Below are 25,760 nucleotides of genomic sequence, written 5' to 3' on the forward strand. Positions count from 1 at the left end.
GGACTCATGGCCAAACCCCTCCACACGACTCCGCCGACTTCATCAGTTGCCCGCTTGCTCGACCACTCCGGCACGGCCGCGGACACTGGTCCCGGACCGAAGGCCAGCGACGACCCGAACGCCCGCTCCGAACGGCCCGACGTTCGGCCGGTTCGGGGCAGGATGGTGAAACGCGAACTGGTCCTCACCCTGCAGGCCGAGGCGACATTCCAGGCCTTGGTCGACGCCCTTCGGAGCGGCACGGCGTGCAGGCTTACCGCAAGCCATGCTTTCCGAGCGCTGATGCGTGCCCTTGAGCCAGCGATGAAGCACATCAATCGGGCCGCCAGATCCCGCGGGCCGCTCTCGCTCCCAAGCAACGCACCGGGCTACGAGAAGGAGCGTTCGGAGTTCGAAGCCGCTCTCGCCGACATCCTGCGGACCGGGTGGACTCAGAGCAACTGACCGCTCACGTCCACGGACCGTCGTCGGGCATCAACTCAGACCCGGTGGGCCGTATGGTGCGTTTCGGCAGGAACGCTTCGGCGTCGAGCGGGAGACCGACAACCACCCGATCAGCGAGAAGCGGGAACAACTCCAGCACCTTCCAGCCGATGATGCGGTCGAAGCCACTCACCACACCAAGTTGCTCCCGTCGCTGCACGAGCCAGACCACCCAGCCCGCGAGCGTCGCGTCCGCGGTCACATCCCTGAGCAACCGGCGACCATCTTCCAGCGTGCCATCATCGAGCACGTGATCGATGGCCGCGAGTGTCCATCCCGAGCGTGAAGCAGGCAGCTCCGACATGGCCCATCCTACGCATGATCCTGTTTCCGGATCACGGAATGGAATCGGCGACTTGCCGCCGCGGGCAGGCCTTGGAGCACACGGCCAGCCGGGATCGCCATAACCGACTTCGTCGGCAGGGACACTGAAGGTTCCGAAACACAAAGGAGGTTCGCATGCAGAACGGAAGACACGGCGGCACGGCCGCCAACGCATCCAGCAACGGTCAGGCCCAGCAGAACAAGCAGGCCGGGAAGAGACCCATCCACACTGTCCGGTTCGGGGCTCTCAAGGCCGCGGTCTGGCTCAACGAGACGTCGGTGGGCCCCATCCACAACGTCACGGTCAGCCGGTCGTACAAGGATGGCGACAGTTGGAAAGACTCGGGGAGCTTCGGGTACGACGACCTGCTCCCCTTGGCCAAGGCCCTCAACGCCGCTCACTCGTTCATCAACGAGCAGCGGCAGCGATCGACCGAGGCCAGGAACGAGGACGCGATGAACGAGGACCAGACCCCTGTCTGAGCCCGTTCCCCCGCGTAGCGTTCAATGATGTCACCAGGAAGGTTCCGCGTTCGTAGGGTGTGTCCCCGCCGACACCCTTTGTCGTGAGTAAGTGTCTCCCGGAGTGTGGACCATGAACGACCCGACGCTGGGCCCTCGACACGCCGCACATCCGGACCGGCCCAACGGCGGCGAGCCCGCGACCTCATTCCCGGCCCACACGCACCGGGCCAATGCACCAATCATCATCGCCATCGACGGGCCCTCGGGCTCCGGCAAGTCCACGCTGGCTCGCACGCTTGCCGAACGCCTCGGCGGCGTTGCACTGCACACTGGACGGCACTACCGAGCCGTTGCACTGATGGTCGCTATGGCCGGCGTAGATGCTGACAACCCGAGCGAGGTCGAAGCACTGCTCGTTACCGAGTCTCCGAGGCTTGACGACGCGGGCAATCTGGTTGTGAGCGGCCGCTCCTTTAGTCTGTATGAACTGGAGTCGGCGGTGGTGGACAGGGCCGTCAGCGCCGTCAGCAACAACGACGCTGTTCGATGGCAGCTGCTGAACCTGCAACGTGCTTGGATCGAGGCACAAGTCCAGACGGGCCTGTCCGTGATCGTGGAGGGACGTGACGCCTGCACTCAAGTCGCTCCCGCGGCCCGTCACCGGTTCTACCTCAATGCCTCGATTGAAGAGCGTGCAGCCCGTCGCTGCAACCAACGCGACAGCTCGTCCATGACCCGCCCAGAAACCCGTGCAGACATCATCCGTCGCGATACCGCCGACCAGGGCCACGGCCGGACGACCCCCGACACCCCGGGTATCACGATCGTTGACACCGACCACATCACCCAGTCTGAGGTGCTGGAGCGGCTCTGGCAGAGCCTCGCATCCGATGGGCCCGTCCCCACCATCGTCACGATGCAAGGTCACACACCGGCCCCTCCGAGCCATAACAGGGGCTGACACGACTGGTCAGGGGTAGACGCTCACTCTTCCGGTCACTCGCCGGCGGCGACCCATGCCGCGGGCGAGAGACCGGTGGTGCAATCGAGAAGGTTCTCTCGTTTACGAAGTGCTGTGCGCGTTGCACAGCTGGTTTTTCCATGCAATCCATTTCACGAGGTATCCCATGACCAAGCAGGTTCTGACCCGCGGACACCGCGAACTGTTCCGCCGCACGCCCGATGAATCCTTCGACTCGCTCGACGCTCTGTGGCAGCACTGCCAGAGGCAGAAGTCCGAGTCTCAGGACATCTGGGAGCAGCCCGAGGCCCTCCGTCCCGTTGTCGTCGACAATCGGTTGGAGCTTGGTGTCGCTGGCGGCTCGACGCGGAGGCTGAACAGCTGGAGTTTTACGCAGCTCTGCCAGCTCGCCGGCGTGAGCCGCGAGACGGTGAATCGACTGACGCCGCAGACGGCGGCCACGGTGTTCGAGGAGACCATGCCCCCCAAGGGCAAGCCTCTTCAGGTCCACGTCCAGGGGCCGCTTGCCCGTTCGGTGCACGCCGCCTCATACACGAGGCTGCACAACATCGAGCTGCTCTCGGTCGTCCGCGAGTTCGCGACGGACTTCCAGCCTCCCCAGCAGGCGGGAGGCGAGGAGAGCTCCGGCGGCACCGGTCTGTACTGCGGAGAGCAGGACATGTTCTGCTTCCTGGTGGACCCGGCCGGCTGGACGGAGATCGGCGGCGAAGCGTTCGCCCCCGGCCTCTTCCTGTGGAACTCAGAGGTCGGCAAACGATCCGTCGGCATCCAGACGTTCTGGTTCCAGGCGATCTGCCGCAACCACATCGTCTGGGATGCGGTGGAGGTCATCGACTTCTCCCGCAAGCACACGGCCAACGTGGGTGAGGCGGTCGGCGAGATCCGCCGGCTCATCCATCGGCTCGTGGAGCGACGCGACGAACGCCGCGACCGATTCGCGGAAGTTCTGGCGAAGGCCATGCAGTCCTCACTCGGTCATGACGAGGAGGAGGTGTCGAAGGTGCTCAGCCGCCACGGCATCACCAGAGCACTGGCCAAGGAAGCCCTCACGATCGCGAGGCAGTCCGGACGCTTCACCATCTTCTCGGTGGTGGACGCTCTGACCCGTCTCTCCGGGCAGATCGTCAACGCCGGCGACCGCACGGAGGCTGACCAGGCCGCATCGAGCCTGCTCGCACTCGCCAAGTGAAGCGAGGTTTGTTCCCAAGGTTGAGAGACAAGCACCACCGGCTCTCAACCCTCACCACTTCGTCTACCGCATGCCTTGAACGCCACGCCTGCACTCACGCACCCGCTCAAGACGCACCGGACCGGCATCGTTGCATGGCCGCATTCAGAAGACTCAATAAGCACTCGACATCTTCGACGTTTCGTGCGAGTCTCGGGCTCATCGCCGTACGGCGCAAGCGACTTCTGCGGGAGGTAGGTCAGCAATGGTCAACACACTTAGCCATAACCACGAACCACTGTCCGAGCGTGACACCGAGTCGCTCGTAGACGAACGACCAGAAGCACGCGTGTCCTTCACACGCCGCGCGAACTTGCGGCTTGAATACGTCGCCAACAACATGGACCTCGAGCTCATGGCCCACATCCAGATCGAGACACTGCTCCCAGTCTTCCACCGTCGGCCATTGCTGCACAAGCTGCTGCTCCGGTTTGGATACAGCACGACGCTGGTCGCTCGATTCAGAGACCCGGGCATCGACGTGCAGTACATCGAGGTGGACGGACGATTCCTGGTCCTGGACGTGTGGAGCGTCGGAAGCACCCGCGGCCGCCCCGTAACGTGCGTGATCCCACTGGTGGAACTGCCATGGACACACATCCCGCTGTATCGGACTCACGACAACTAACCGCTGCGGTTCCTGAGGGTCTGGCCTTGCCGAGAGTCCAAAAGAGCAACGACCTCACACGGAGACTGAAAGGCCGGTGCCTCCGGCAGGGTTCGCCGGACGACCACTAAAGCAGCTTTGCTGGGACAGAGTATCGTGGGTCCCAAACAGTGCGTACTGAGGTGTAGCTCGGCGAGTCCGAGCTCCGGAGAGAGCGATACGCCTCTCTTGGAATGGCTCTAGAATGACCGCAGAAGAAGCGAGCCAGAGGCACCGTGAGCGCAAAGTACCCTGCCATCCTGGGTGACCGTGACACGGCGATCCTCACGGTCCTGACGCGACGTGTCCGGGTGCTCGCGGAGTTTCAGCTTGCCAGACAGTGGTGGTCGCACGCCACCAACCCACCCGCGAGTGCGAGGAAGAGCTTGCGTCGTTTGGTTGATGCCCAACTGCTAGCGGAGGGGATCGGAATGGCCCATCCGATGCTGCCGATGAACTCCCCCGTGCTCTCATGGTCACCGGGAACTCCGATGCCGGATGCGGAGTCAGGTTCGTACCGTCTGCAATCGCGGTGGACACTTCGCCCTCGGAGTATCCGCTGGTACACCGCCACGCAGTCCGCCGGCTCATTGATGGGCGGGTTTGGGGGCAGAGCTCCCAGGGACAGTGAACTCACCCACGACATCCATCTCGCGGAACTCTACTTACGGCTCTGTGCACGGGACGCCGCACAGGCCGCATCCTGGGCCAGCGAAACCGACCTCTTCAAGATCGGTCTCGGCCGGAGTCAGCGGTTGCCCGATGCCATTGTCCGGAACGGCGATTCGTGGCTGGTGTTGGAGTTCGGCGGGGCCTACCCGGCACCAAAGCTGCGAGAGTTTCACGGGTTCTGCGAGTACCATGGGCTCGCGTACGAGATCTGGTAATGACCGAGCGGGACCTTCGAATCCTGAAGCACATCGGGCTCTACCGGATCACGCTCCGGCCGGTTCTCGCGCGGCTGTACTTCGACGACAACGAGTCGGCGATGGCGAATGTCCTCAAACGGCTCAAGGGCCCGGGGCCCCGCAAGACGAGCAACGGTGATGCCTCCGTTAAGAAGTCCGGACTCATCGAGATCCAAAGCGGGCTTCCGGGGAATGTCAGCTATTACCAGCTCACAAAGCTCGGGACCAGAGAGGCCGGTGTTCCCGAGGATCGGTCCGAGGCTTTCGGCAACCAGGCGCTCAACCTCCATCTCGCCATGCTTTGGTTCTGCTGCGCTCAACGCAAGCGACGGTTCAGAGTCTCGTCGGAGGACTTCCCGGCAGTTCCAACGGGCGACTACTGCGTTCTCGGTGAGGGGCAGAAGCGTTTGCTTCGCGTCTACTCCCCGGCGGAGACAGCTAAACGGTCCAGCATCCACCGGGCCATTGCTGAGCATGTGGACTTGCTCACGTCCCACCCCGGCACAACCCAGGCGGTGACTGACCGCTGCGTCGGCCTGGCCATCTTGGTTCACAGCGAAGGGCAAGCCCGAGAGCTCAAGCAGGCCATGCGGTCGGGAAAGGGCTCGTTCGGAAAGCTGCACTCAAGAGTCTTTTTGGTGATCGAAGTTGTTCCGTCCATTTCCACCCTCAGCCGGATGATCTATGAACTCAGGAACGGCAGTCCAGTCTGAACCATCCTCCGGAGTCACGACGCTCGCCTTTCGCTCGCAGAATCTGAGCCACTCAGAGAGAGAGCTGCTGGAGGCGGCCCAACGACGCCAGGTTTACTTGCTCATGGCCGTGCCCGTGACTCTGGGTATCGGGTACCTCCTGAGCATCTTCTCGCTCGGCATGGTCATGCCGATCCTGACGCTGCTCTCGATTGTCGCGATCGCAATGGGCGTTCTGTTCTTCAAGCGGTGGACGCTTTGGCTCGTCATCCTGCCGCTCTGGCTCATCGGCGGCGTTCTGTTATCGAGCATCGCGGCTTGGCTTTTCGTCAGCCGCACAACAACGACCTCAGTGCTCTCCGTCGTGGTGATCTTGCTCTTCGCGGCCCAAGGGTCCATGCCACTTGCGTTCTACCGGGAGTGGCTGCTCACCGACCCCCGGATGGATGACCAAGCCAGACAGGACGGCTCGCTTCCGCGCCCACATCCGCAGTGGCTCGTGCTCTTGGGCGTGCTCGCTTTGGTGCTCTTCGTGCCGCTTCGGCACTCGACCTCGCTGGCGATCATACTCGTCATCGTGCTGAGCCTTGGTGTCCTTGCATACACGTCCATCAGGCACCCGCTCGGCGTGCGTGCCGGATTTCGTGCGTTGGTAGGCGAAGGGAGGTTCATGCAGCACTTGTTCCTCGCCTACCCCGATGCATCCGACACCGAGCCCGGCTGCTGGAAGCCCCGATGGAGCCGCACCAGACGCAAGGTCTGGTCCACTCTGTTCATGGGTTCAACTGCGATGGTCCTCATCGTCGGTCTGTCGTTCTGCTGTCCCTGGGAACTAGTGGCTTCGCTCACGTCAGGTGAGGAATGGTGGCAGGTTCCGCCCGAGGCGGAACGTCGCCACGGCTGGCTCACGCTGCCGTTCTGGCCGCTTGGTGACGGGGGTGCCCCGTACGTGTGGGTCTTCGTGGTGGGATTTGTCCTGATCTTCACTCTCCCGTCCCTAGTGCTCCTTGCCGTGTACGCGCCGGCACTACTTCGTTTGCGGCAGGCCTTCGAGGAGACTGTGGGCTCGGGGGACAGGGACCGCACCGACTGGGATGTTTACGTCGACCGCCTTCGCCACTCGACCCACGCCGTGGAGGATCCCGAGACCGGCGACGTTCTCCGCGAGTCGGACCATCTATTCATGGGCGTCTACAGGAGAACGAAGGGCCCCGTTCTGCTCCACAAGCGGATCCTCGACGAGCACATGTACATCGCCGGACAGACAGGTGCCGGGAAGACTTCGCTCGGGATCATCCCCATCCTCACCCAACTCATCCGTTCAGGCAGCGAGCGTCCGTGCCCGATTGTGATTCTGGACCTCAAGGGAGACTTGACACTATTCAACACGGCACGCGAGGAGGCGGCGACCCGCACCGCCAACGGACAGCCTGCGCCGCAGGAGCTCATGCTGTTCCGCACAGACCAGGGCTATGCGACGCACTACTTCAACCCGTTCCGCGACTTCGACAGCACGTCGCATCCCCGCAGGCCCATCGAGACCGCCGAGCTGTTCATCCAAGCGTTGAGCCTCTTCCACGGCGACTTCTACGGTGCCAGCTACTACTCCAAGCAGCACCGCGACGTTCTTCTTTCCGCTCTCCACGCCGCCAAGAAGCGGAAAGCCGAACTCAAGACGTTCGACGATCTCTACGAAGCCGTGAAAACCTACGTAGCGTCCGCCGGCGAACGGGGTCGAGACGCGGTCGAACTGCTCGCCACGATCCACGCTGTAGGACAATACGAGCAGCTTGGACCTGCTCCTGACGGAGTCGCCAGCATCCACATGCCCGAGCTCATCCGCAAGGGTCAGCTCGCGTATTTCTGGCTCCCGTCGCAGTTGACAGGCATGACCGTGCGAGAAACAGGCAAGCTTGCCCTGTACGCGTTTCTCACGGCGATGCAGGAGTATCGGCAGTCCGGCGACGCCGCAGGCGACGAGCGAAGGGGCTACCTGATCATCGACGAGTTCCAGCGGATCGCCGCCGAGAACATCCGCGTCATCCTCCAGCAGGCCCGCAGCTTCGGGATCTCGGTAATCCTCGCCAATCAGGACCCCTCCGACCTGAAACTCCCAAGCGTCGACCTTCGGTCCACGGTGTACACGAACACCCGCGTGAAGCAGTTCTTTTCACTCACCGACCCGCGCGAGCTCGAAACTCTCTCAAAGCTCTCAGGCGAGGAGACGGATTGGCTTGATCAAGAGTCGGAAACGTCGGACGGCACTTGGCGGAACACCATGCTCACCAAGACCACTGGCCGCAAGCAGATCCTTCGCGCCCGTTTCCGAGCTGACGAAGCACGACTCGCAACCGACGCCCCGAATGACTCGGTGCTGTACGTTTCGCGAGGTCGCGGCTACACGCAGCTCCAAGGAGTTCCACAGTCCATCACCACTCCTTGGCCCACGACGCATGAGGTATACGTCCGTCGGCTGGAGACGCCGTGGCCACGCGTCGAGAAGATGCCGGGCACGGCGGCCAACACGTCCTCACCGGATGACCACGAGGTCAAGGCGGCGAAGCGGAGCAGTGAGTTCATGACACAACTCGAAGCGGTGGTCGGCCGCCTTGAACAGGAGCTGTTCGGCACCCAGCCAGGAGGACCGCCACCTCGACCGGGTTCGAAGGCACGGGATCGCGGACGGGGTAAACGGGACAACTCTGGTACTCAGCCACCACCGGAGCAGGAGGATGACCGCGATGAGCCATAGATTCAGTTCGTCCCAAAAAAGACAACAGGCCCAAGGGCCCGTGTCTTCCGAACATCTCGGAACATACACGCCTCCATCAATACTCCCTCTCGTCTTGAGAGGTACGGTTGTTTGTCGCTCAATGTCCTGTCGGACAATCAGAGACAGACACTCCGTGCGAGGGTGCACGTCTCGGGATGTGGGCCGCCACTTTGACCTGACGGGCGGCTGGAAGGGTTTGACAGATTATACGTCTCCGAATGCGCCGAGGTTGCCGAAGGAGCCCACCGCATGAGCACCGACCTCGCGTCGAGCCAGCCCGTCCCCGATCCGTCGGAGCCCAAGCCGGACACGGCGACACCGGATCGCAACCGGCGGAACTGGGTGGGTTGGCTTCTTGCCGCCACGTTCGTCGCCCTGTTGTTTGTGGAACTGGGCCCATGGCCGGGGTTGATCACCAATACGCTTGGCCTGTCAGTGTCATCGCGAACAGCGTGGAGAGACGACGCCGGCGTCTCCGTACCGACGAGCCCCAGGGCTCCGACCTACCGAACCGGTCGCAGACTCTCGTTCAACGACGCTGAGCTGGCCGAGTTTGCCCGGCACTGCGACGCGGTCCTGCAGACCTTCCAGCATCTTGACAACCAGAACGCCGGCGACTATTCGGCCGTCCGGAGGTTCTATGGCGATCGGGTGCCGGAGCTGTTCACTTCCCTGACGGCACAGCTGTTCCCAGAGGCGAACGCCATCCGCTGGAAGACGTTTTTGGAGCTTGACGTTCCACCTCGCATGAAGAGACCGTCTGATTTCATCCCCTTCTACGAGGACCTCATGCTCGCCGGTGTGACACGGCAGCTCACCACGGGACACCTGTCCGAAGTGGTTCGGTACATCGATTGGTGGAAAGCGGCCGCAGTCAAAGAGGACGCCTATCGACGGTCGGCACTCTCACTGGCCGACTACATGCCTGTTGGGCTTCGTCCCCAGACGGATCTCCGGCCACGTTGGCAACTGTCAGGACTCGACGGAGCCCGGCAGTTCATGGTCGACAAGCTGGAACGGGGCAACGTCGCGGGGCCAGGCCTAGGGGAGGATGCACAGAGAGTCCCGACTCCAGGTGAACCAAGTGGCTCGCAGTCTCCGCCTTGAACCGCCCACGGTACGAGCTGATCCCCGAATCGCAGACTACGGGCCTCCAGCCGGAGGAGTGTGGACGGCGGTTCGGAGGCAAGTCGCTTGCACAAGGGACGACGAAGTGCCGTCCGCTACCCACTCGACGACCCACCTGACCGTTGGGTCGGGCCAGGTCGACCGCCGGGTGGGTCAGATCGCTCGCAAGTGCCGGAAGAGCCATTGGTTAGAACGCGACGTCTGGCGCACTCCGCATCCCTTCCAAGACAGCTCCCTTGTGCCCCGGGCACGCATCCACCACACGACTCAGGCTCATGGTCAAGCGGCTTCCGTGGCTAGGAGCGGAGAGTCGGAAGCGCTCTTGAGACGGGAGTTGTGCAACGCGGAGGATGGGTCCATAAAGGACGTTATGGTGCACCAGAGGGAGGGGGTCGCGGGTCCGGTGGGTCCGTCGCCGTCCGGAGACCTGATACGTCTTGACAACCGTGCCGAATCGTGTGTCGGGGAGCCCGGGATGCGGCCGCGGGCGGAGTTGCCCGTGGCGATTCGATCCGCCGGGCCAGCCGCCGCGACCCGGTTCGTCGAGTTCTTTGTGGCGACTATCCGAAATCCAAACACTCGCGAGGCGTATGCCCGGGCCGTGAGGTCGTTTTTCGGGTGGGCTGAGTGCCTCGGAATCGCCCGACTAGACCAGATCCAGCCCCTCACCGTGGCCGCCTATATCGAGTCGACGGGGAAGACTCACTCTCGCCCTACGGTCAAGCAGCACCTCGCCGCGCTGACTGGACTGTTTGATTGGCTGGTCGTCGGTGGACACTTGTCGAGCAATCCGGCCGCGTCAGTCCGCGGACCGGCCCACGTCGTCCGCCGAGGTCTGACCCCGGTTCTCACCGCCGTCGAGGCCAGAAGTCTGCTCGACTCGATTCCCCTTAAGGGGGCTACGTCCATTCGGGACCGCGCCCTCATCGCAGTTATGGTCTTCAGCTTTGCCAGGGTCTCTGCCGCGGTAGGAATGCGCGTCGCCGACTACTTCCCGGAGGGAAAGCGATGGAAGCTCCGATTGCGAGAGAAGGGCGGCAAGCAGCACATCGTGCCATGCCATCACACCGCGGAGGCGTATGTGGACCAGTACATCGACGCGGCCGGAATCGCCGGTGAGCCCACGAGTCCGCTCTTCCGGACCACCGACCGGCGGGGTTGTTTCACCGACCGTTCGATGACGAGGAACGATGCGCTCAGGATGGTCAAGCGTCGAGCCCGAGCTGTTGGACTTCCGGCGTCAATTTGCTGCCACACCTTTCGGGCGACGGGCATCACGTCCTACCTGGAGAACGGCGGAACCATCGAGAACGCGCAGGCGATCGCGGCCCACGAATCTCCCCGCACCACCAAGCTGTACGACCGAAGGAATGACGAGATCACGCTCGACGAGATCGAGCGGATCCGGATTTGAGCGGAAGGAGAACGCCGTGGTGACCCACGGCGCCCTCGCGTGGGCCGCGGCTACTTCACTACGCCCTCTTCCTCGCTTTCATCTTGGGGGTGCTTACCGACGTCCCAGCTCGAATCATCATCGTCCGGGCTGGATTCGGGTTCGGTGTTGTCGGCTTGGGCTGCGACTTGCACTGGCTTGAGGGATGATGCTTGCCGTTCGTCACTTTCAGACTCCTTCCGCATGGTGCCCAGGAGCAGAGTGCCCCCGTTGTAGTACTTCCGCAGGGCATCACGCGAGCCCGCGGCGAACACAACCGTCAGCGTGAGCAGCAGAGCCTCGACCCAGCCGAGTCCGGCAGAGGCCGCGTGCGGAGAACACCGCCACATGGCGTACGCGGCCGTAAGGGCGACAAGGCTGTTCCCGTAGAACTGGTAGTAGCGGTAGTGCTGCTCAACGAGGTAGTCGAAGGCGTCGAGCCGCTCCGTCAGGCGCGACTCGTCCAGTGTGGGGCGGACCAGCCCCGTGAAGTGATGGGCCGTATCCAGCACGGCCCAGCGGATGACGCTCGCGGTCATGCCCGACCCGATCGATGCGAGCCCGACGTACAGGACGCTCGCCACCGTCGGCCCATTCGTGCCGGAGTCGCCAGCACCAACAAGCCACACATGCACCGAGTCCGACAGGCTCCCCACTCCGAGCAGCACCACGAAGCCGGGCAAGACGTAGGCGATCAGCAGTCCAAAGTTGCGGGTGTTGAAGATGTCCATGCTCCCCCAAGGTCTTCCCGAAGACGACCAAGGGGGCGGGCCCGCACGCGGGACCCCGACCCCCTAGTATGTCCTGAAACTGAATCAGGATCAAGCAATCTGACACGGAAATCGGATCAATGCCCCAGAAGGCCCATCGCACCGACAACTACCAGCCCGTTCCCGAGCTCCTCCGGCACATGCGGTCAGAGGCCGGGCTCACCCAGCGTTCTCTCGCCGAGCTGCTGGACCGGCCGCAGTCCTGGGTTCACAACTGTGAAGCCGGCGACCGGCGTGTCGACTTGGCCGAGTTCGTCTCGTGGACCCGGGCGTGCGGCCGAACACCGCGTTCCGCACTGGAGCACTATCTCCGAGCGTTGGACCCTTGAGCCGACCGCTGCGTGCGTGAAGATCGGGCCGACCGTGCGTCTGAGCGTCAGGACCTCGTGTCCGATGGTCCTCTGTCCTCTGGCTTTGAGTTCTCGGTTCACCACGCGGAGCAGGTTGAGAAGCTGGCGACGGATCGGGGCGTACGGCTCGACCGCGACCGCCCGGAGTGCTTCACGAACGCCGGCCGGACCACGGTGCGCCGCCACATCGAGTAGCCAGGCACGGACCTCCAGGTACTCCCGCCGTTCGATGCGGACGTGCGGGTGGCCGTCCCGGTAGCTCACCGCATACCCCGCGTACTTCACCGGGACCCGCCGCACATCACGGATCACGTGACGTTCGTCTTCGAAGAAAGCATGACGGCCGTGCGTGGCCAGCAGCACAAAGAACCGCCCATGGCGGATGTACTGCATGTTCGCGATCCCCAGCTTCTTCCGTCGGGCCCTGGCCCACTTGGAGATATCGATCCCATACCGCTCCACAAGCTTGGCGTCCACGCGAAGTGGATCCTTGCCGTCCGGAACGCGGCCTGACACATAGAACCAGTAGCCCCGCCCGACATAGGACACGGCGAGTTGCTGGATGAACCCTGCGATACTTTTGGTCACACATCGGTACTCCGTCATGCTGCATCCGTTATGGAGCATCGGCCCACGCGTGTTGCACAAGGAAGCCGGGTGTTTGAGGGCACACCCGGCAAAGCCCGTCGAACCGTGCTCGTCCATGGTCGAACGGTGAGTGCAGCGGCCCTGGAGGGACGCATCACTCCCTTCTCGCCATGCACATCGTGAACCTTCGCCCGGTTCGCACCTTCGCCGCTCGAACCTCCTTTCCGCTCCCACCAGGGCACGGACGCTGGTTTCCCAGATCGTCCGTGCCCAATACATGGTGGTAGCGCAGCAACAACCTCGACTCGCACAGCGGCGTACTCCGGGTACACCTGTCCTGTGCATCGTCGAAACGCCGCCAAAGCGGGCCCGTCCTCCCGGACGAGTCCGCTTTGGCCGCTCATGCTTCCAACCAAGGAGCCGGAGCAAGGGCGGGAGAGTGCTCCCCCGCCCCCGCTCCGACGCGTGCATCCAGACGGGCGCCTCGTGTGAGGCTTCGGCCCGTCAGCCCTTTCGTCGTCTTCTGACCCGAAGGTCCGTGCCCGGCACCACCCGTCAGCACATGAAGAACGGGACGCGACGGCCTTGCCGCGTCTCCGCCCGGCTCCCGCCGGCTTCTACTCAGGCCACACTCCTCCTCTGCGAGGTTTGAATCACCGGAGCGTCGCCGCTCCGGCACCGGGGACCTACCCGGCCCACGCAGAGGTTCCCGCGTTAGCAATGGACTTCGCTCGACCGATCACGTCGGTAGCCGGTGTGACCCGGCGGTCCTGTCGTCGCACGTCTGACGCTTCCGCATCAGCGCAGTCACCGTGCCCCAGATGGAGCACGCTTTCGAGGGGTAGAAACCAGAAGCTCCCCTCTATCCATCGACGGCAGGCTTTCCCTGTTCGGCATCGTCTTCGGTCGAACTCACCGGCAAGCCCTTGACGCCATGACGGCTCGGGCCTCTCGTGGTTGAGCTTTTCGCGTTCCGAGTCTTGCTCGGATACCCGGTGCTGATAGGCACCGGCCTTGTGCGTCGCCGCACTCGGGCTCCCCACGCCGGGCAGGTTGAACGGGCCACGTCCTCACGGACGCTCGGCCACGGACCCCCTGCACGGGATTCGGACACGCTCGTGTCCACACCCGCTTTGAACCATTGCGGCTCGGCAGAACGCCGAGACTTTCCGCGTCGCCCGACTTCTGCCGGTGCGAAAAACCATCGGATAGAACGCACGGATTACTCACGGCCATCATGGCCGGTGGATTACTCGTGCGAGCCTCCGTCGAGCTGGGCGAGCCACTCTCATGGCAACCCAGCTCTACGGGCGTGACACTCGCCGGATGGTCAGTCCGGCCCCTTCGCCTGGTTGGTGGCCAGGCTCGGGGTGCATCACCCCATCTGGAGCACGCCGAGCACGCGTTGTGCGTGAGTCGACGACCGCAGGGCGGAGCCCTGCGGAATGTGTTATGGCATCCGAGCCATCGAGTGTGCTCTAGCCGTCGATGCCAAGGGCTTTGACTGTGACGAACATCCGTGATACTGCCCAGACATGCGATACCGCCCGTTCCTTGCGCCACACGAAGACCCCAATGACGGGGAGCCAGCCGCTCGGGGCGGGTGGCGCCTGTGGTTGGCCGAGGGTGGACCGCCATTCGTCGTGTGCACGGTCTTCGGTGTGTTCGCCGGCGGCGACCTGCGTGCCAAATACGGGGTGGAAGCAGATCACTTTCTCGACCAGGTGTTGCTGGTTGTGGGGGCGGTGCTCCTGGTGTGTGTGCTCATCGGAGCATGGTCTGCCAAAAAAAGAAAGGGACGGACTTGATCCGTCCCTTTGGCGGGTGCTTACTGGAGCAGGAACCAGAGTCTCGTTGCTCCGACTCCTACCCAGAAACCACCGAGGGCACCCACGATGGCTCGCCACGGCCCTTCGTAGATTCGTCTCTCGATATAGCGCTCGTACCGTTGCACGATCACTTCTCTCTCTCTTGCCGGCTTTTTCATACGTTTTCCTCCATCAAAATCCCAGTTTCGGTCCTCAAACGAACCGACACGGCCTTTGGATGGGGAGCCGGCCTGCGAGACGCGACAGGTCACCTCTTTGACGAGACGGGTGACGGAACGATTTGTTCTGGTAGCTGGGGGGCCCTCCGCGCGGAAGTGCTTCAATCCCACAAATTCTGCTGGACACCAACGGAACCGGCGTTAGCATATACGCGAACAGACTGGAGAGGTTTCGCGTGGCGAAGAAAAAAAACGGCTTGGACATCCCGATCGGTGAGAGGCTTCGCACGCAGCGGATCGAGGTCGTCAAGAAGGGCCTCCGCGAGATGGCCGGCCTGCTCGGCATCTCACCCCCGCACCTGACCGACATCGAAAAAGGCAATCGCTCCCCTTCCGAGGACCTACTCGTCAGGATCAGCAAGCTATACAACATGGATGAGATCGAACTACGCACCGCCTGGGAGAAGGTGGACACCGTGGTCAACAACGTCGCCAAGAAGAACTCGACGACGATGCGGCGGGTGCCGGAGTTCCTCCGTACCGCCAGCGACCTCACGGATGAACAGTGGCAGGATGCCATTCGGCACGTGCAGAACCTCAAACGCAAGAAGTGACGGAGTAACCCGTGGCGACTGGCGAGTCCCCCATCCTGAGGCTGCGGCCATCCGTCAAGCGAGTCGAGTCCGCCGCGTGGAGGACGCTGCAGGATTGCCGCGAGAGACTCGGGTTGGATCGATTGCCCGTACCAGTTCCGGTCGAGCATTGGATCGAGCACCCGCTTGGGTACCGGTTCGGCGTGGTCCGGCTGGAGAAGGGCATTCTCGGCCAGGCGTTCATCAAGGACCGCGAGATTCTGGTGAGCGATCGGATCTCTCATGAGGGGCGGTTTCGGTTCACTTGTGCGCACGAACTCGGCCATCAGGTGCTGCACCGAAGCAGACGCGGAGCGTACACGGACGCGAACGTCATGCACTCGGGCCCCAAGCAGCGTGTGGAGTGGGAAGCAGACCGGTTTGCTGCGGCGTTCCTGATGCCGATTCCGCTTGTCATTGAGCACTTGTTCCTTCTGCGCGATGAACTCGGGGTTCCGCGCGAGCAGATGGCCACGCTCCTTCAGTCCGGTGAGGCCTCGCTGTCATTGTGGCGTGACACGTTCCTGCCAGCGATTGCCGCTCGATTCGGCGTCTCACGCGAGTCGGCGGTGTATCGATTCGGTGAGATCGAACTGATCGACGGCTCGCCGTTCATGGTCCACGAACATCGGCCGCGGCTCTTGGCCGGCCGGCCAAGGCCCGGCGCGCGAGCCGGTGGCGAGCCGAGCCTGTTCCAATAGCCCCTTTTTCGGGAGTATGTTCGCATGCGTGCAAACAGGGTAACAACAGGGTTCTCGGCGCCAAATCCGCACCATCCACGCGCCCCCGCGACCCCGCCGCCATTCGCCGCTGCGTCAACTGCAGCGAGTAGCGACACGAGCACCACCCGATTCGCCCCCACGCCGTGGCCAGCATGAACGATCACTTGCCAACTCTGTTCGTCTCTGGCGCGGAGATCCATCGGTCCCGTCAGTCGCTGCAGTCGGATTCGCGGTCATCCCTCGTGCACCGACAAACCAAATCGCTTCTCGTGTCTGGAGGCGCAAGCCATGATGCCATCGCGTGACTGGTTCTCCGATGACGAAGTCTCAGCTCTGTTCGCCGCAGTCCGCACGCCGTGGTGGAAGGCGTTCCTCTCGCTCGGTGTCGATGTGGGGCTTCGACCGGTTGAGTCGCTCAACATGCTGTGGGAAGACATCGATCCGACCACGCTGAGTGTTCGTGTTCAGCCGAGGCGATCTGAAGAGCTCCGCTTGGATGATGGAGCGGTCGTCCCCGTGCTCGCGTTCTCTCCGAGCGTGAGCTGCAACCGTACCGTCCCGGCACCGTCGTACACCATCAACGCTCTGCGCCGCCTTCGACGAACGTGCGAGTGGGGATCTCCTTACGTGTTTGTCCCAGCTGAGAGGTTGTGCCGACTCTTCCCGCTATTGGACTCAGGCCGATCCGCCACCACTGACCTTGCGCCGGGAATTGGGCGGGTCTTCGTGTCTGTGCAGCGTGAGGCCCGCGTCGAGCTATCGAAGCGATTCCGGCGGTCGCTCGCCGAAACTCCTTGGCGACAGCGGACTCTCGCAGCACTCCGTAACACGTTCGCACAACGCGCCGCGGAAGCGATGCGTCCCGCGGATTTGGCGGCACACATGGGCTTTGCGCGCAGCACGGCCGTCCTGGCGCACTACGACCGCAACTTCCGTGACCGTCGAGGTGAGGCATGAACCCGGAACCTGGTACCAGACCGAACCGAGAAGCCCGCCTCACGGTCAATCGGCGAGAGGCGGCACAGATGCTCGGGATCAGCGAGCGGCTGCTCTGGACGCTGACGAACGCGGGTGAGGTCCCGCACATCCGGCTTGGTGCCCGGGTGCTCTATCCCGTGAAGGCTCTCAACGAGTGGATCGAAGAGCGCACCAGCGGCTCCGACCGCTGATCGACTTGGACTCGGCGGCAGGTATGATCGCGCCGCGGATTGGAGGCCACCATGGCGACCGTTTTCAAGCGTGGAGGCAAGGGACCATGGATCATCCAGTGGTATGACCACAAGGGTGACCGTCGCGAGATGTCCAGCCGAACCACGGACAAGCGACGCGCGGAGCAGCTCGCACAGAAGCTCGAATCCGACAAGCTGCTCCGCAAGACGGGCATCATCGACGCCGCCACAGATGGCTTCGTGCAGCACCGAAAGAGCCCCCTCGGCGAACACCTCACCGACTACCTCGCCGACCTGCGCCACCGTGGGTGCAATCCGCGTCACGTGCGGACCGTTGAGATCCAGCTCAACCGCATGATCGATGACATCAGTGCCAAGCACCTGACCGACCTTGAGCCCATCAAGGTCGCTCGCCATCTCCGTGCGCTCAGGTCGGTGCCCGTGAAGCAGTTGCGTGAGGAGGCGAGCGAGGAGAAGCAGCGGACGATCGGGCCCCGAACCGTGAACGCGGTCCGGTCCGCCGTCATCGCCTTCCTCAACTGGTGTGTGCGGACTGGGAGATTGCCCCACAACCCCTGCCAGTACCTGCCCAAAGTCGACGAGACCAAGGACCAGCGTGTGAAGCGCCGGGCGCTCACGACCGAGGAACTCACCCGGCTCGTGCAGACCTCGGACCGACGCGGGCTCGTCTACCTGGTGGCCGCTATGACCGGGCTTCGGATGAAGGAGATGCGATCGATCACCTGGGGCGATGTGGACCTTCACAACGCCGCGATGCTGGTCCGCGCGAGTATCGGCAAGGCCAAGCGGGACGACTGGATCGCGCTCACAGCGGAGGTGGTGCAGGCCCTGACAGCGGCCAAGCCCAAAGGCGCATCGCCCGCGGACACTGTCTTCCCGACGCTCCCCACAACCCGGACGTTCTCATCGGACTTGGCCGCTGCCAAGATTCCCGAGTACGACGCCGCCGGCCGGCGGGTGGACCGCCACGCCCTGCGGACAACCGCCGGCACGATGCTCGCCCGGGCGGGCGTCATGCCCCAGGAAGCTCAGCGGCAGATGCGGCACGCGGACATCAAGACCACGCTCCGCCACTACACCGACCTGCGACTTGCCGACCAGGCACGAGCGGTCGCGAAGCTTCCGACCATCACCCCAGTCGGGGTTGATCTGGCGGCCACGGGCACGTGCGGACCGACCCCCAGCACCTCCAGCAACCCCCAGCAGTATTCCCAGCAGTCGGTGCGCCAAACGGCACCAAACGACGCCTCGGCGTGCCAGCCGGTGCGAAAACCCGGCCGAGAGACCGGAGTCGCGAAACCCTCAAATTCTGCGGGAAAAAGCGCGTCTTTGCGAGGGCGTGCGACGCGTTACACGAAAGCGGGCGACCGGAATCGAACCGGCGACATTCAGCTTGGGAAGCTGACGTTCTACCGCTGAACTACACCCGCGTGAACAGGGGCTCGGGGGCCGCCCCGTGTCGGATCAGAATAGGCCGGTCGGGGCCCGTCGGCTCAGGCCTTGACCCACTGCCCGCGACCGACGGCCTTGGCCACCCCGTCGCGTTTGAGCATGTGGAGCTGCGTGGTGATGCTCACCTTCTGGCCGACCTTCTTGCTCACCTTGTCCGCCAGCTCGGCGGGGCTCTGGGGCGTCGAGGTCAGGGACTCCTGAAGCGTCTGCTTCACGCCCTGCACGCGCTGGCCGCCGGCCTTCTTGCCGCGAGCGGTGCGCTTCTTGGCGGTCTTCTTCTTCGAGGCCTTCTTCTTCGATCCGGCCTTCTTGCGACCGGGCTTCTTCTTGTTCTTCGAGCCGCGAGGGCGACCGGGCCCGCGACGGGCCTCGCCGCCGGTCTCGGGGTCGATGCCGAACCGGGCGAACACCGCGTCGATCTCGGAGACCGCGGCGAGATGATGATTACGCTCGGTGTGCAGCTTGCGCAGGAGCGACGACAACTGAACCATAGTTTCCTGTTTCATTGTCTGAACAGTAGTCGTGCTGAAACGCCCCCGCAAGGAAACTTCCAAAGACTGAATTCTCCTCTCCGAGTTGTATACCCGGTTCGGGCTGCGTTCGGAATGTTTCGTGACCGCAGAAACCGCGGCGTGCGGACGCGGTACCCTTTGCGCATGAGCATGATCCCCGCGAGAATCAACGCGCTCCGCGAGCGCATGAGAAACGCCGCGCACGCCCTGGGCGTGGGCGTCGACGCCTACATCGTTCCTTCCTCCGACGCGCACCAGAGCGAATACGTGCCCGAGTGCTGGCTTCGGCGCGAGTACCTCACCGGTTTCGACGGCTCCGCCGGCGACGCAGTGGTCACGCTCGATCGCGCCGGGCTCTGGACCGACGGGCGCTACTGGACCCAGGCCGGCGCGCAGCTCCGCGGGACCGGGGTCGAGCTCTTCCGCCAGGGCGCGCACGGCGTGCCCACCTGGCAGAAGTGGCTCAGCGAGCTGCCCGAGGGCGCTCGCGTCGGCGTCGACCCGCGCACGCTGACCGCCGGTGCGTTCGACGCGCTGCGCGCCGACCTCGCGCGCCGTCGTATCCACCTGCTCGAAGTCGATCGCAACCTCGTCGACGAGTCGCGCGACGATCGCCCCGCCCTGCCGCGAGAGCCGATCCGCGTCCACCCGCCAGAGTTCGCCGGTAAAGCCGCGTCCGACAAGCTCGCCGAGCTGCGCGCCGAGATGAAGAAGCACGGCGCCGACGCGCACCCCGTCGCGTCCCTCGACGCCGTCGCGTGGCTCTTCAACCTCCGCGGCGCCGACGTGCCCTGCAACCCCGTGTTCGTCGCCTACGCGCTCGTCACTCTCGACGGCGCGACCCTCTTCGTCGACGACTCCCGACTCGGCGCCGAGGCGAAGCGCGCCCTGCAGGGGGTGGCGCGCGTCATGCCCTACGACGCGTTCGAGGCCGAGGTGCGCCGGCTGAGCGCCGCCGGCGCACGATTCTGGATCGACGAGCAGTCCACCAGCGCCTGGATCGTCTCCCTCGCCGGCGATCGCGTCGTCGAGCGTTCGCGCAGCCCGATTTTCCTCGCCAAAGGCATCAAGAACGAGGCCGAGCTCCGCGGCATGCGCGACGCGCACCGGCGCGACGGCGTCGCCATGGTCCGGTTCCTCAAGTGGCTCGAGACCGCCTGCCGCGAAGGCAGGCACGACGAGGTCGCGGTCTCCGAGAAACTCCGCTCCATCCGCGCTCAGCAGGACCGTTTCGTCGGCGTGTCGTTCGAGAGCATCATCGGCTTCGGCCCGCACGGCGCGATCATCCACTACCGCCCTACGCCCGACGCCGCGCTCAAGGTCTCGGACACCGACATGCTTCTCATCGACTCCGGGGGTCAGTACCTCGACGGCACGACCGACATCACCCGAACCGTGCACCTCGGAGAGCCCACGCCCGAGCACCGGGCGCGCTTCACCGCGGTTCTCAAGGCCCATATCGCCCTCGACCTCCAGCGCTTCCCGCGCGGCGCGAAGGGCGTGGCCCTCGACGCGGTCGCGCGATCGCGGATGTGGGCGCTCGGGCTCGACTACCAGCACGGGACGGGCCACGGCGTGGGCGCCGCGATGAATGTGCACGAAGAGCCGCCGCGCATCAACGCGACGCCGACCGGCTTCTTCCCGCTCCACCCCGGCATGGTCTTCTCGAACGAGCCCGGCTTCTACGCCGAGGGCCGCTTCGGCGTACGCATCGAAAACCTCGTCGAGATCGTGCGCGACGACCGCCCCGTCGAGGGCGAGACCGAGTTCCTCTGCGTGCGATCGCTGACTCTCTGCCCGATACAGCTCAAGCTGGTCGACGGCGCGATGCTCGACGAGCGAGAGGTCGAATGGCTCGACGCCTACCACGCGAGGGTGCGCGACGAGCTCACGCCCCTGCTCGACGACGAGCACGCGCGGTGGCTCGCGAGCGCGACCGCGCCGCTGCGCGACGGCGCATCAGCCCGCTGACTCGCGCCGCTCGATCTCGCGCGCGAACGCGTCGAGCGTCGCCTTGCTGCAGTGGTGCTCGATGCCCTCGGCGTCCAGGTGCGCCTGTTCCTCGCGCACCCCGAGCATCATGAGAAACCGCACGACCAGGTCGTGGCGCGCGCGGCACGCCCGGGCCAGCGCCGCGCCCTTGGGCGTGAGCGTCACCGGCTGCTGGGGCTCGCTGTCGACCAGCCCGGCGTCGCGCAGGCGCGAGATCGTGCGGGAAACCGCCACATGGGTCACGCCCAGCGCCTGCGCCAACTCGCCCACGCGCGCCTCGCCGCGGCGCTCGATCAGGTCGGCGATCAGCTCGGCGTAATCCTCCGCGAGCTCGGTCTCGTGGTCGCGCCGCGTGCGCTCGAAGCGCCTGGTGTGTGCGTGCTGGGGCTGCATCGGGCGATCTTAGGGGATCGACGACCCGTGCGGGTCGGTCGGGGGCGAGCCGGTGCGTCTGGCGAGCTCGTCGCGCATCGCGTCGTCGGTGACGTGCTCGAGACGCTCGGCAGGGGAGTGCAGATGATCGGTGGGAAGATCGACGCGCTCCGCGAGGTAGGACTCCCACAGCCGGTGCGATCGCACGAGGTCGCGCGCCCGCGAGGCGCCCCGCTCGGTCAGCGAGAACCCGCTGTCAGACCCGTCGATCTCGGCGCGTGCGCGCATCGAGCGCAGCGCGAGACGCGCCCGCCACCCGTCGCCGGCGCGATCGATCAGCGCGCCGCGCGAGAGGGTCGCCTGGCCACGCTCGCCCGAGCGGTGCAGGGCCGCGAGCATGTCCTCGCGGCGCACGCGCACCGACAGGCGGGCCCGTCGCACGGCGCGAGACACCATCCCGCTGCGAGGCGAGAACGCGACTCCCGCCGCCAGCGCGAGCCCGAGCAGCACGCCGATCCCGCCCGCCGCCGACACCGAGTGCTCGAAGCCCATCGCCGCCGGCGCCGCGTGCGACGCGTACACGCCAAGCGCGCCCAGCGCGACAGCGATCAGCCCCGACAGCGCCAGCATCGGCGCGAGCCGGTCGGTGAGCAGCCGGGCGATCATCGCCGGCACGATGAGCATCGCGATGACTACGATCGACCCGACCGCCTCGAACGACGCGACGCAGACGATCGCCGTCATCGACATCAGCGCGTAACGAACCAGACCGCTGCGGAAACCCAGCGTCCGCGCCAGCGCAGGGTCGAAGGAGGTGATGCGGAGTTCCTTGAACAGCGCGACAACGAACCCGAGCGTCAGCGCGCTCACCAGCCCGAGCGTGCGCACCTCGCGGGGCAGGGTCGCGAGCGAGGGCGCGTCGAACCACAGGATCCCCTCGATCTGCCCGTACAGCACGCAGTCCGCGTCCAGATGGATCCTCGAACCGGCGTAGCGCTCGAGCAGCAGCACGCCGATCGCGAAGAGCGTGACGAAGACGACCCCCATCGCGGCGCTCTCCTCGACCCGCGCCGCTTTGTGCACCAGCTCGATCAGCGCCGTCGTGACCAGCGCCACGCACGCCGCGCCGGCGAGCATCGCGAGCGAGCTGGTCGTCCCCGTCACCAGGTACGCGAGCACGAGCCCCGGCAGCACGGCGTGGGCGATCGCGTCGCCCATCAGGCTCATCCGACGCAGCACCAGGAAGCACCCGATCAGCGCGCACGACAGCCCGGCGAGCGCGCCCGCCAGCATCGCCGGCAGCATGATGGCCAGGAACTCGTCGCCGATCACCGCGTTCCCTCCTCGGGGAGCGTGCGCAGCGCCAGGATCGCGCGCCTCGCGCTCGCGCGGCGCAGCGCGTCGGCCACGACGCCCCTGCGCGGCGCCAGCAGCGCGCTGACCACGAACAGCGCCGCTTCCGCCAGCACGATCGCCGGGCCCGTGGGCGTGTCGGGCGACGACGCGGACCACGACGCCCCGACCCACGCGCTCGCGAAGCCGAACACGCCCGCCAGCGCGAGAAGCACGCCGAAACGGTCGGTCCAGAACCGCGCCGCCGCCGCCGGGACGATGAGCATCGCGACGATCAGCAGCGCCCCGGCCGCCTGCAGGCCCAGCGCGACGACGACGCCCGTCGCCGTCAGCGCGAGCGAGTCGATCAGCCCGGCGCGCAGCCCGATGGAGCGAGCGAAGGGCTCGTCGAAGCACACGGCCCGGAGCGATCGCACGAACACGAACGACGCGCCCCCGATGATCGCGGCGGCCGCCAGCATCGCCCACGCGTCCGAGGGGCGCATCGCCGACGCCTGACCGAAGATGAAACGCGAGATCCCCGCCTGATTCCCACCGGGCAGGCGCTGGATCACGCTCAGGAGCACGATGCCGACCGCGAAGAACACCGCCAGCGTGGCGCCGATCGCGGCGTCGCGCCTGATGTGGGGCGTGCGCTCGAGCGCGCGCACGCAGGCCACGCTCAGCAGCCCCGTCGCGCCCGCGCCGATCACGAGCAGCGCCAGCGAGCGCTGATCAAGACCCAGCGCGCCGGCGAGCAGGAACGCGACGCACACGCCCGGCAGGGCCGCGTGGCTGATCGAGTCGCCCAGCAGCGCGCGCCGGCGCAGCAGCAGGTACACGCCGCACACCCCGGCGACGGCGCCCATGGCGCTCACGCCGGGCACGACGACGCGCGCCGTCGAACCGCCCTGCAGCGTGACGGCCTCGACGAACTCTCGCAGCGCGTCGATCACGAGGGCTGCCCCCGCGCCGCGACGCCCAGCCGCTCCGAGGCCTGATCCAGCAGCGTCAGACGCCCGCCGTAGGTGCGCCGGAGGTTCTCGTCGGTGAAGACCACGCTCGTCGGCCCGGCCGCGACGACGCGCGTGTTGAGCAGCAGCGCGTGGTCGAAGTACTCACGCACCGTCTGAACGTCGTGGTGCACCACGAGGCAGGTCTTGCCCTCGGCGCGCAGCGTGCGGAGCACGTCCACGATCGCCTTCTCGGTGGCGGCGTCGACGCTCGCGAACGGCTCGTCCATGAAATAGACCTCGGCGCGCTGCGCGAGCGCCCGCGCGAGGAAGACGCGCTGCTGCTGGCCTCCCGACAGGCGGCTGATCTGGCGCTGCGCGAAGTCCGCGAGGCCCACCCGCTCCAGGCATTCCATCGCATCACGCCTCTGCGCGCGGCCCACGGGGCGCAGCCACCCCAGCGCGCCATAGGTCCCCATCGTCACCACGTCGAGCGCGCTCACCGGGAAGTCCCAGTCCACGCTTTCCCGCTGGGGCACATAGCCGATCCGCTTCCGCTGCGCGCGGTACGGCCTGCCGAAGAACTGCACCTCGCCCGACAGGCGCGGCAGCAGGTCCAGGCACGCCTTGATGAAGGTCGACTTGCCCGCGCCGTTTGGCCCGACGATGCCCACCAGCGCGCCGCGCGGGGCCTCGAATTCCACATTCCACAGCACCGGCCTGCGATCGTACGCGACCGTCATGTCGTGCACCGACAGCGGCGCGTCGGGCGAGTGTTCGGCGCGACCGATCAGCGTCGTGTCGTCTCGAAGGGATGGGTTCACTCCCGGGCCCCGGCCCGCGGCGCGCCCAGACGCCCCGCCATGCCCCGCTCGGGCGCCGTCCCGCCCAGCGCTCGCGCGATGGTCGTCACGTTGTGGTCGATCATTCCAAGGTAGGTGCCCTCGTAGGTCCCGGCCGGGCCCATCGCGTCGGAGAAGAGCGTGCCCCCGATCGCGACGCTGTGGCCCTTCGCCCTGGCGCCCTCGATGATCGCGCGGATGCTCCGATCGCTCACGGTGCTCTCGGTGAACACCGCCGGGACCTTGCGCTCGACGATCATGTCGACGATGCGCTGGATGTCGCGAAGCCCGGCCTCGCTCTCGGTGCTGATGCCCTGGATGCCGACGACCTCGAAGCCGTACCGGGCGCCGAAGTACCCGAACGCGTCGTGCGAGGTGACCAGCACGCGCCGATCGGGGGGCACGGTGGAAAGCACGCCCTTCGCGTACTCGTGGAGCGCGCGCACCTTCTCGGTGTACTCGTCCGCGTGGCGCGTGTAGGTGGGGCTGCCGATGCGATCAAAATCGCCCAGCGCGTCGCGCGCCGCGGCGGTCACCGCGACCCACGCCAGCGGGTCCATCCACAGGTGCGGGTCGGGGGGCGAATCGGCCGACTCGCCGTCGCGCATCACGAGCGCCGGGTTCACGCGCTCCGCGAGGAAATAGACCTTCTTCCCGCTCTCGGCGATCTTCGCGAAGGTCTCGAGCATCTTGCCCTCGAGCTGCAGGCCGTTGGCGAACACCACGTCGGCGCGCAGCAGTCGCTGCATGTCGGTCGAGGTCGGGCGGAACAAGTGCGGATCGACGCCCGGGCCGATGAGGGACTCGACCTCGACGTCATCGCCGGCGACGGCGCGCACCGCGTCGCCGATCATCGCGACCGTCGCGACGGCGCGGAACCTCGGCTCGGCGGCGGCTGGCGCGTCGGAAGCGGGGGCGCCCGCACGCTCGCGCTCACCGCAGCCGACAAGCGCGGCCGCGAACAGGGTCAGTGCCAGCGATATTCGGAGAGTCTGTCGGAGCATG

Annotated in this window: 22 protein-coding genes, 1 tRNA gene and 1 pseudogene; 15 read left to right on the forward strand and 9 right to left on the reverse strand. The window is 65.5% G+C overall.

Features of this window, described 5'->3' with window-relative positions; all coding sequences use genetic code 11:
* The first annotated feature begins 6 nt into the window (after positions 1–6).
* Positions 7–444, forward strand: coding sequence for a hypothetical protein (locus KF684_13565; protein ID MBX3353954.1), 438 nt, complete (start codon positions 7–9; stop codon positions 442–444).
* 4 nt (positions 445–448) lie between these two features.
* On the opposite strand, the gene KF684_13570 is transcribed toward KF684_13565, so the two are convergent.
* Entirely contained in the window at positions 449–787 is a 339-nt protein-coding gene (locus tag KF684_13570; protein ID MBX3353955.1) for a hypothetical protein, read from the reverse strand.
* A gap of 155 nt (positions 788–942) precedes the next feature.
* On the opposite strand from KF684_13570, the gene KF684_13575 reads away from it, so the two are divergent.
* The 8 genes from KF684_13575 (at position 943) to KF684_13610 (ending at position 11,043) form a co-directional block, all read left to right on the forward strand.
* A complete protein-coding gene (locus KF684_13575; GenBank protein ID MBX3353956.1) occupies positions 943–1,290 on the forward strand; it encodes a hypothetical protein in 348 nt (115 codons plus the stop codon).
* Between the two features lie 112 nt (positions 1,291–1,402).
* On the forward strand, positions 1,403–2,233 hold the full coding sequence (locus tag KF684_13580; protein MBX3353957.1) for a (d)CMP kinase: 831 nt from the start codon (positions 1,403–1,405) through the stop codon (positions 2,231–2,233).
* A 166-nt stretch (positions 2,234–2,399) separates the two neighbouring features.
* On the forward strand, positions 2,400–3,443 hold the full coding sequence (locus tag KF684_13585) for a DUF932 domain-containing protein (GenBank protein MBX3353958.1): 1,044 nt from the start codon (positions 2,400–2,402) through the stop codon (positions 3,441–3,443).
* Positions 3,444–3,687: 244 nt separating this feature from the next.
* Positions 3,688–4,110, forward strand: a complete 423-nt coding sequence (locus KF684_13590) for a hypothetical protein (protein MBX3353959.1) — start codon at positions 3,688–3,690, stop codon at positions 4,108–4,110.
* Positions 4,111–5,014: 904 nt separating this feature from the next.
* On the forward strand, positions 5,015–5,749 hold the full coding sequence (locus tag KF684_13595; GenBank protein MBX3353960.1) for a hypothetical protein: 735 nt from the start codon (positions 5,015–5,017) through the stop codon (positions 5,747–5,749).
* Complete coding sequence (locus KF684_13600; protein MBX3353961.1) at positions 5,721–8,480, forward strand: type IV secretion system DNA-binding domain-containing protein; 2,760 nt, start codon at positions 5,721–5,723, stop codon at positions 8,478–8,480. The genes KF684_13595 and KF684_13600 overlap by 29 nt, the downstream gene beginning before the upstream one ends.
* A gap of 270 nt (positions 8,481–8,750) precedes the next feature.
* Positions 8,751–9,608 carry a hypothetical protein gene (locus KF684_13605; GenBank protein MBX3353962.1) on the forward strand — a complete coding sequence of 286 codons (858 nt, stop codon included), beginning with the start codon at positions 8,751–8,753 and terminating at the stop codon, positions 9,606–9,608.
* A gap of 520 nt (positions 9,609–10,128) precedes the next feature.
* A complete protein-coding gene (locus tag KF684_13610; protein ID MBX3353963.1) occupies positions 10,129–11,043 on the forward strand; it encodes a tyrosine-type recombinase/integrase in 915 nt (304 codons plus the stop codon).
* A gap of 50 nt (positions 11,044–11,093) precedes the next feature.
* On the opposite strand, the gene KF684_13615 is transcribed toward KF684_13610, so the two are convergent.
* Positions 11,094–11,792: a hypothetical protein gene (locus tag KF684_13615; GenBank protein MBX3353964.1), complete on the reverse strand. Its 699-nt coding sequence runs from the start codon at positions 11,790–11,792 to the stop codon at positions 11,094–11,096.
* A 119-nt stretch (positions 11,793–11,911) separates the two neighbouring features.
* Between KF684_13615 and KF684_13620 the strand changes: the two genes are divergently transcribed.
* From KF684_13620 to KF684_13640, 5 genes and pseudogenes are all read left to right on the forward strand, one after another.
* The gene (locus tag KF684_13620) at positions 11,912–12,160 is read left to right on the forward strand and encodes a helix-turn-helix transcriptional regulator (GenBank protein MBX3353965.1); all 249 of its coding nucleotides are present in this window, start codon (positions 11,912–11,914) and stop codon (positions 12,158–12,160) included.
* Positions 12,161–14,992: 2,832 nt separating this feature from the next.
* The gene (locus tag KF684_13625) at positions 14,993–15,370 is read left to right on the forward strand and encodes a helix-turn-helix transcriptional regulator (GenBank protein MBX3353966.1); all 378 of its coding nucleotides are present in this window, start codon (positions 14,993–14,995) and stop codon (positions 15,368–15,370) included.
* Positions 15,371–15,381: 11 nt separating this feature from the next.
* Positions 15,382–16,089: an ImmA/IrrE family metallo-endopeptidase gene (locus KF684_13630; GenBank protein MBX3353967.1), complete on the forward strand. Its 708-nt coding sequence runs from the start codon at positions 15,382–15,384 to the stop codon at positions 16,087–16,089.
* 1,046 nt (positions 16,090–17,135) lie between these two features.
* The gene (locus KF684_13635; protein MBX3353968.1) at positions 17,136–17,279 is read left to right on the forward strand and encodes a helix-turn-helix domain-containing protein; all 144 of its coding nucleotides are present in this window, start codon (positions 17,136–17,138) and stop codon (positions 17,277–17,279) included.
* Positions 17,280–17,330: 51 nt separating this feature from the next.
* Positions 17,331–18,386, forward strand: a pseudogene (locus KF684_13640) (tyrosine-type recombinase/integrase).
* 272 nt (positions 18,387–18,658) lie between these two features.
* Here the strand turns inward: KF684_13640 and KF684_13645 are convergent.
* Positions 18,659–18,730 (reverse strand) — tRNA-Gly (locus KF684_13645).
* 63 nt (positions 18,731–18,793) lie between these two features.
* Positions 18,794–19,258 carry a hypothetical protein gene (locus tag KF684_13650; GenBank protein ID MBX3353969.1) on the reverse strand — a complete coding sequence of 155 codons (465 nt, stop codon included), beginning with the start codon at positions 19,256–19,258 and terminating at the stop codon, positions 18,794–18,796.
* Between the two features lie 150 nt (positions 19,259–19,408).
* On the opposite strand from KF684_13650, the gene KF684_13655 reads away from it, so the two are divergent.
* Positions 19,409–21,235 (forward strand): aminopeptidase P family protein, encoded by a 1,827-nt coding sequence (locus KF684_13655; GenBank protein MBX3353970.1) that lies wholly within the window; start codon positions 19,409–19,411, stop codon positions 21,233–21,235.
* Here KF684_13655 and mntR read toward each other — a convergent pair.
* The 5 genes from mntR to KF684_13680 form a co-directional block, all read right to left on the reverse strand.
* On the reverse strand, positions 21,224–21,649 hold the full coding sequence (gene mntR / locus KF684_13660) for a manganese-binding transcriptional regulator MntR (protein MBX3353971.1): 426 nt from the start codon (positions 21,647–21,649) through the stop codon (positions 21,224–21,226). The genes KF684_13655 and mntR overlap by 12 nt on opposite strands.
* Positions 21,650–21,658: 9 nt before the next feature.
* Positions 21,659–22,960, reverse strand: a complete 1,302-nt coding sequence (locus KF684_13665) for a metal ABC transporter permease (GenBank protein MBX3353972.1) — start codon at positions 22,958–22,960, stop codon at positions 21,659–21,661.
* Positions 22,957–23,916, reverse strand: coding sequence for a metal ABC transporter permease (locus KF684_13670; GenBank protein MBX3353973.1), 960 nt, complete (start codon positions 23,914–23,916; stop codon positions 22,957–22,959). Before KF684_13670 ends, KF684_13665 begins: the two co-directional genes overlap by 4 nt.
* Positions 23,913–24,656: an ABC transporter ATP-binding protein gene (locus KF684_13675; protein ID MBX3353974.1), complete on the reverse strand. Its 744-nt coding sequence runs from the start codon at positions 24,654–24,656 to the stop codon at positions 23,913–23,915. Before KF684_13675 ends, KF684_13670 begins: the two co-directional genes overlap by 4 nt.
* A 77-nt stretch (positions 24,657–24,733) precedes the next feature.
* Positions 24,734–25,759, reverse strand: a complete 1,026-nt coding sequence (locus KF684_13680) for a zinc ABC transporter substrate-binding protein (protein MBX3353975.1) — start codon at positions 25,757–25,759, stop codon at positions 24,734–24,736.
* Position 25,760: the final 1 nt, after the last annotated feature.

Source organism: Phycisphaeraceae bacterium (genome assembly GCA_019636675.1).
GTDB lineage: Bacteria > Planctomycetota > Phycisphaerae > Phycisphaerales > UBA1924 > JAHBXC01.